Source organism: Desulfosarcina sp., assembly GCF_041551955.1.
GTDB lineage: Bacteria > Desulfobacterota > Desulfobacteria > Desulfobacterales > Desulfosarcinaceae > Desulfosarcina.
On sequence record NZ_JBFELV010000311.1, the window covers coordinates 1 to 5,907 of the forward strand.

At 55.6% G+C, this 5,907-nt stretch carries 8 protein-coding genes and 1 pseudogene; all 9 read right to left on the bottom strand.

Annotation, left to right across the window (positions count from 1 at the left end; translation table 11 throughout):
- Nucleotides 1–708 (bottom strand): cation diffusion facilitator family transporter (locus ABYV26_RS18740; protein WP_372682882.1); only part of this gene is annotated, 708 nt, incomplete at its 3' end.
- Nucleotides 705–1,199, bottom strand: coding sequence for a rhodanese-like domain-containing protein (locus tag ABYV26_RS18745; protein ID WP_372682883.1), 495 nt, complete (start codon nucleotides 1,197–1,199; stop codon nucleotides 705–707). The genes ABYV26_RS18740 and ABYV26_RS18745, both read right to left, overlap by 4 nt.
- Nucleotides 1,200–1,220: 21 nt before the next feature.
- A complete protein-coding gene (locus ABYV26_RS18750; RefSeq protein WP_372682884.1) occupies nucleotides 1,221–1,931 on the bottom strand; it encodes a cytochrome c biogenesis CcdA family protein in 711 nt (236 codons plus the stop codon).
- Nucleotides 1,932–1,979: 48 nt separating this feature from the next.
- Complete coding sequence (locus tag ABYV26_RS18755; RefSeq protein ID WP_372682885.1) at nucleotides 1,980–2,507, bottom strand: adenylate/guanylate cyclase domain-containing protein; 528 nt, start codon at nucleotides 2,505–2,507, stop codon at nucleotides 1,980–1,982.
- Nucleotides 2,504–3,112, bottom strand: a pseudogene (locus ABYV26_RS18760) (efflux RND transporter permease subunit); the annotation flags it as partial. The pseudogene ABYV26_RS18760 and the gene ABYV26_RS18755, both read right to left, overlap by 4 nt.
- Nucleotides 3,094–3,510: a putative zinc-binding protein gene (locus tag ABYV26_RS18765; protein ID WP_372682886.1), complete on the bottom strand. Its 417-nt coding sequence runs from the start codon at nucleotides 3,508–3,510 to the stop codon at nucleotides 3,094–3,096. The pseudogene ABYV26_RS18760 and the gene ABYV26_RS18765, both read right to left, overlap by 19 nt.
- 162 nt (nucleotides 3,511–3,672) lie before the next feature.
- A complete protein-coding gene (locus ABYV26_RS18770; protein WP_372682887.1) occupies nucleotides 3,673–3,903 on the bottom strand; it encodes a thioredoxin family protein in 231 nt (76 codons plus the stop codon).
- Nucleotides 3,904–3,967: 64 nt separating this feature from the next.
- The gene (locus ABYV26_RS18775; RefSeq protein ID WP_372682888.1) at nucleotides 3,968–5,350 is read right to left on the bottom strand and encodes a permease; all 1,383 of its coding nucleotides are present in this window, start codon (nucleotides 5,348–5,350) and stop codon (nucleotides 3,968–3,970) included.
- Between the two features lie 91 nt (nucleotides 5,351–5,441).
- Nucleotides 5,442–5,789, bottom strand: a complete 348-nt coding sequence (locus ABYV26_RS18780; protein WP_372682889.1) for an ArsR/SmtB family transcription factor — start codon at nucleotides 5,787–5,789, stop codon at nucleotides 5,442–5,444.
- Nucleotides 5,790–5,907: the final 118 nt, after the last annotated feature.

A 5,907-nucleotide genomic window follows, 5' to 3' on the forward strand; every position in this document is an offset into this window, starting at 1 on the left:
CAGCACGGCGGTGGATTCCTTGAACAGATTCCATCCAGTTTTCAGGATAATAATAACAATGAGCACTGACAGAAGCGGATCTAACCAGTACCATGGATAATACAGCAGCAGCAGGCCGTTGATCAGAACCGCCACCGAAGTCAGCAGGTCACCCACCATATGCAGCAATGCCCCGCGTACATTCAGGTTGTGCGCAGCGTCCTTATGCAGCAACCAGGCGGAAAACCCGTTGCCTGCAATCCCCACCCCTGCCAGGACGATCACGATAAGGCCGTTGACCGTTTGGGGGTGCAAAAAGCGTTCTACAGCATGGTACAGGATAACCCCAGACGCACCGGCAAGCAGCATCACGTTGATCAGGGCAGCCATGATTTCGGCCCTTCGGTACCCGAACGTATTGAACACCGTAGCCCCCCTGCGCCCGATGCGATAGGCGCCATAGGAAATCAACAGGGCGGCAAAATCGCTGAAATTGTGCATGGCATCGGAAATCAAGGCCACCGAGTTGGCCATCAGGCCGCCGATAATCTGGGCTGTGGGAATGATCAGGTTCATCGCAAGGGTAGCCAGCAGCCGGGGACCGCTGGTATCCTCCGGAGGCGGGCCATGATGATGCCCTGCGTGGCTGCATCCACCGGTTTCAGTCGGACTGTCGTCATGCTCGCAGCATAAAACGCGCTCGTTATGATTTTCTGTTTGTTGGGTCACTTTAACCCTCCTTCAATCGGCAGACCGGATTGCTGCCATAGGGTCCAGCCGTTGAACAGGATATGCACATTTGAATAGCCCATCCCTTTCAAAAAAAGGGCCAGTTCGTGGCTAAGGTCGCAACTCTCCCCGTCACAGTAGGTGATGATCATGCCTGCGCCGTCCAGCCGATCGGCCATTTCCATGAAGTACCGATCCACCTCCTGCCAGGGCAAGTTCAGTGCCCCGCGAATGTGGCCCTGGAGATACTGGCTTTGCGTCCGAGCATCCAGAAACACGGCGGCATCCTGTTCGAACAACGCACCGGCCTGATCAATGGGGATGACCAGGCTTTCGCCTGCGGTGTCGGAAAATCGCGCCTCAACTGACCAGTTGCCACGAGGTGCAATACCATCTGTGCGCCATTGGTTGACCCCCAGGGCGATCAAGCCGGCCATGATGACCAATGCTGGAACCTGCCACAAGGTCTGCTTTAATCTTTCCTGGAACATGATTTAGTCCTATCGATGGAATCATATGCCGCTGACAAACGGGCCGGTTATAAAATAAATGCCCAAGAGCGCGATCACCACCCCGGCGCCGCGCCGGAACCACTGGCCTGCCCCTTGCCAGGTGTTGCTCTCCGTCAGCCTGCGCACCATGGCCGTGGAGCTGCCGGCCACGACGATGGGCAGGCAGTGACCCAGGGCAAAAAGGATCATCATTACCGAACCGGCAACCATTTTCTGCTGCACGGTGACAATGGCCAGAATCGGCGCAATAAAGCCGAAGGTACAGGAGCCCGACAGAATGCCGTAGGCCAGTCCCAGCCCGAAAGCCCCAGGAATACCACGAAAATTGAGACGATAGAGCAATGAGCCGGACATGGAACACGCCTGCACGCCCAGCATGCCCAGGGCCACCCAGATCAAAACGATGCCCACCAGCACCTGCCACCAGGTGCCCACGTCGCCGAGCATGCGGCCCAGCATCGCGCATGCGATGCCCACCACGGCGATGGTGATGAACAGACCGATAGAAAACGCGCCTGCATACCAGGCGGCCCGCCGCGGATTTACAGCGGTCTGCTGGCCGCCTACATAGGCAACAATCAACGGGATCGAGGCCAGGTGGCAGGGCGAAAACAGAACGCTGACCATGCCCCAGGCAAAGGCGCCGGCAAAGGCGATCGTCGATCCGGCGGTCATCCACTGATTCACCTCAAGAAAAAATTGGTCCAACATATCGTTTTCAGCTCCTTGCTTTAATAGCAAACGCCTTCGCCCATGCATTCAGTCCATGATAATTTTGAACATGTCGACCTGCTTGCAAATATTTTTGACAACGTATTTCCCCATGAATTCATATTTCAGCGGCCGCAGGCCCTGTACGCGGCCAAACACTGGTCTTGAAATGCAGATTCCACCTGGTTCCGCGTTGGATTCCAGTCTGGACGCGATGTTGACACCAGTGCCATAAAGCCTGCCTCCCTCCGTAAGGACCTCCCCATAGTTGATTCCGATTCGATATCGCATGCGTTTGTCTTCGGGCAAATCGGCATTTTTCATCTCCAGCTTTTTTTGAACGGCAATGGCACAGGTCACTGCATCCACGGCACATCCGAACTCGGCCAGGAGATTATCACCGGGGGCATCCACCACCCGACCACGGTGATCTTCGACACATTGCGACATGATCCTGCGATAGTCACTCAAGGTGATCACCGTCGTCTCTTCATCGCGGCACATCAGACGACTGTATCCCGCGGCATCGGCACTGAAGATTGTGGTTAACTTTCTTTTGAGATCATTCCTGGTCATATGCTTTGTTTGTTGCTTTCCACACTATAGGCAAACATGGGAATGTAGATCAGCGTCAACACCGTCCCGATCAAAAGCCCGCCCACAGCCACATCGGCCAGGGGTGAGAGCCGCTCCAGCCCCACGGCCCATTCAAAGGCGATGGGGATCATGCCGGCGATGGTGCCGAAGGCGGTCATGAAGACCGGCCGAAAGCGCACCCGCACGCTTTCCAGGGCCGCCTCATAAGGAGACTCGTTTTTGCTGCGGAACTCCTGGTAAAAATCGATCAGCAGGATCGAGTTTTTGATGATGATGCCAAAGAGCAGCAAGATGCCCACCAGGCTGGGCATACAGCTCGGCTTGTCGAACACCAGCATGCCCCAGGACGCCCCGATCATGGCCAGCGGCAACACCAGGACCATGACGATGGCCAGGCGCACCGACTGGTAAATCGCCACCAGGGCCATGAGCAGCAGAATGACGCCGATCCCGATGGACTTGATCATCCGCCCGAAAGAGTCTTTCATCTGCTTGATATCGCCCTCCTGGCTGATCTCAACCCCCTTGATTCCCGCTTTGTCCAGCGCGGTCTGGGTGTCTTCGCTTAAGGTGGAGATGGCGCGCCGGAACCTTCTGAAGTAGAGGACGGTCTGCCCGTTGCCTTTTTCACGGCCGACTTGGCCCGATCGATGTCCGAACGGTTGAGCGTAAAATTCTTGTTCTTTTCGATTCCCGCTTCGGTGAGAACGATATAGTTTTTCAGCGGGACCTGTGCCTGTTCGAGAATGGCCTTGGCGCAGCCGACCTGGCAGCCGTCGATCGCCACCATCTCCGGTACATCCTTGGCTGACTGCACAAAACCGGAAAGCTGCCCGCCGATACCCGCCAGACAAAAAATCTTGCCAAAACCTTCCTGGGTCAGCTCAACCGCCGCTTGATTGGACAGCTGCCCCACGTTGGATCCGCCCGAACAGGCCAGAATCATGATATTGCCGTTTGATGAACAACAATCTTCAGCCATTGATGGTTACCTCCACATGTTGATTCGATGGAATCTCCCGCTGGACATGAGTCCGCCATCGACCATGGTCGCCCATGAATATTCAATAAGGCGGACCTGTTTTTCGGATAGCTCCAGCCGGGCTATCGTGCATGCCGCCCTGTTTTCATCTTCCCGGTTGGATCATCTGATCCAGCCGATCACTTCTTCTTTTTTGGGAATTTTACCCACTGATTTCACTTCGCCATCCACGACGACGGCGGGTGTTCCGAAGACGCCATATTCCGCTATGGCCAAGGTGTCGGTGACCTTTTCAATCGATGCGTCGACACCGGTTTCGGCAACGGCTTCCTTGACGATTTTTTCAGTCTGCTGGCATTTCGGGCAGCCCGGGCCCAGTACCTTGATGTCCATGGTTTTCTCCTTTGTTGTTATTGTTGACAGTTTAACAAATTGGTTCGCAACCACCTGTTGCGATTTAAAAGTAATGTCCGAAAATCATTCCGCTGATCGTGGCCATGACAACCACCAGGGTAACGAAGGCGATGGTTTTTTTGGTGCCCAGAACGCTGCGGATCACCAGCATGTTGGGCAGACTCAAGGCCGGTCCGGCCAACAGCAGGGCCAGGGCGGGCCCCTTGCCCATGCCCGCACCGATGAGCCCTTGCAGGATGGGCACTTCGGTAAGGGTCGCAAAGTACATGAAGGCACCGACCACGGAAGCGAACAAGTTGGCCCAGAGAGAATTGCCGCCCACCAGACCGCTGATCCAGGCAGAAGGAATCAATCCCTCGGCGCCGGGCCGCCCCAACAGCATCCCTGCTACCAATACGCCGGCCAGCAGCAAAGGCATGATCTGTTTGGCAAAATCCCAGGATGACGTGAACCAGGATTCGGTTTCACCGCGGGTGGTGGTCAACAAGGTTGAAAACGCGATCAGGCCCACGGAAAAGGCGATCAGGGGATATTGGGGAACCATCACTGCCGGCACGAGGACCGCCACTGCAGCCAGGATCAACTTGTAAACCTTCACGCGCATCCAGCGGACCATCAGGATGCCCAGCAGAAGCGCAAAGCCGCCGGTCAGCATCCACTTGACGGCAAACACCGCCGACCATAAGCTGCCCGCCTGTTCCGGCCGTCCCCAGGTGGCGGAAACCAGCAACCCCACCATGACGGCAAACAACAGGGTGGTCTGCCACAGGGGCCTTTCCACTTCGGGTGTCGGCAAGTGCATTGCCGCCGCTGCCTTGGCTTCTTCCTCTTTCCTGAACATAAGGTGCATGAACAGGCCGATGACCACGCTGAAGAGAACCGCCCCAACAGCTCGTGCTGCGCCGATATCCGGCCCAAGAATACGGGCGGTGAGGATAATGGCCAGAACATTGATGGCCGGGCCCGAGTAGAGGAAAGCAATGGCCGACCCCAGGCCCGCACCGCGCTTCCAGATGCCGGCAAAAAGCGGCAGCACCGTGCAGGAACAGACGGCCAGCACCGATCCGGAGACACTGGCCACCCCGTAGGAGAGTATCTTGCTGGCGCCGGCACCCAGGTATTTCATCACCGATCCCTGGGAGACGAATACCGCCACCCCGCCGGCGATGAAAAAAGCCGGCACCAGGCAGAGCAGCACATGCTCCTGGGCATACCACTTGGCCAGGGCAAGGGCTTCGACGATCGACCCGGTGAAACGGGCGTTGTCCATGGGCAGGAAAAAGAAAATCAGAAATCCGCCAACGATCAGGCTTAAGGGTTTCCAGATATCATTCCAGTTGATCTGGCTGGGTTCCTCCGGTGCCGGTGCATCGGAAGCATTGCCGGCCACATTCCCATCTTTGGTTAACGCAAGTGTTTCGTTCATCGTGCGGACTCCTTTTTCTTGTTGCGGGCTTGGCGTTTGCCAATGGTTCTTTATATCGCAATTTATAGATATATAAAGTTCAAAAAAAAATTTAGTTCCGATTCATAATTTCAAACCGGTCGATGTGCGCCGTCTTTTCAACTAGCGCTGCTATTTCCGGCTCGTCGTTGAGCCAATGCCGAAGGTTGCCGAGCAGAGATGCCGCAAAGGGACTCTGGCTGCCGTCGGCCAGGGTGTAGTTTACCCACAACCCATCCTTTCTGGACGCCACCAACCCGGCGTCCTCCAAAATCTTTAAATGTTTGCTGGTCGTGGACTGGGCGGCGCCGAGGCTGGTCTGCAGTTCACAGACGCACATCATGCGTTTTTCCAAAATCTTCAATATTTTGACCCGGGTGGGGTCGGAAACGGCCTTCATGACGCGGATGAATGCTTTCATATGACCCTCCATATCGTTTTTTTAGAATATATAGGTTCGATCTTGGTGTGTCAACCCACAATAGAAAATTAATGAACGCGTAATACGTCGCATTTTTGGACGGATTCGTAAAAAGCCC

Excerpts from the sequence above, each read along its gene's own strand:
- ABYV26_RS18745 (WP_372682883.1), bottom strand. The coding sequence starts at position 1,199 with ATGTTCCAGGAAAGATTAAAGCAGACCTTGTGGCAGGTTCCAGCATTG.
- ABYV26_RS18750 (WP_372682884.1), bottom strand. The coding sequence starts at position 1,931 with ATGTTGGACCAATTTTTTCTTGAGGTGAATCAGTGGATGACCGCCGGA.
- ABYV26_RS18755 (WP_372682885.1), bottom strand. The coding sequence starts at position 2,507 with ATGACCAGGAATGATCTCAAAAGAAAGTTAACCACAATCTTCAGTGCC.
- ABYV26_RS18765 (WP_372682886.1), bottom strand. The coding sequence starts at position 3,510 with ATGGCTGAAGATTGTTGTTCATCAAACGGCAATATCATGATTCTGGCC.
- ABYV26_RS18770 (WP_372682887.1), bottom strand. The coding sequence starts at position 3,903 with ATGGACATCAAGGTACTGGGCCCGGGCTGCCCGAAATGCCAGCAGACT.
- ABYV26_RS18775 (WP_372682888.1), bottom strand. The coding sequence starts at position 5,350 with ATGAACGAAACACTTGCGTTAACCAAAGATGGGAATGTGGCCGGCAAT.
- ABYV26_RS18780 (WP_372682889.1), bottom strand. The coding sequence starts at position 5,789 with ATGAAAGCATTCATCCGCGTCATGAAGGCCGTTTCCGACCCCACCCGG.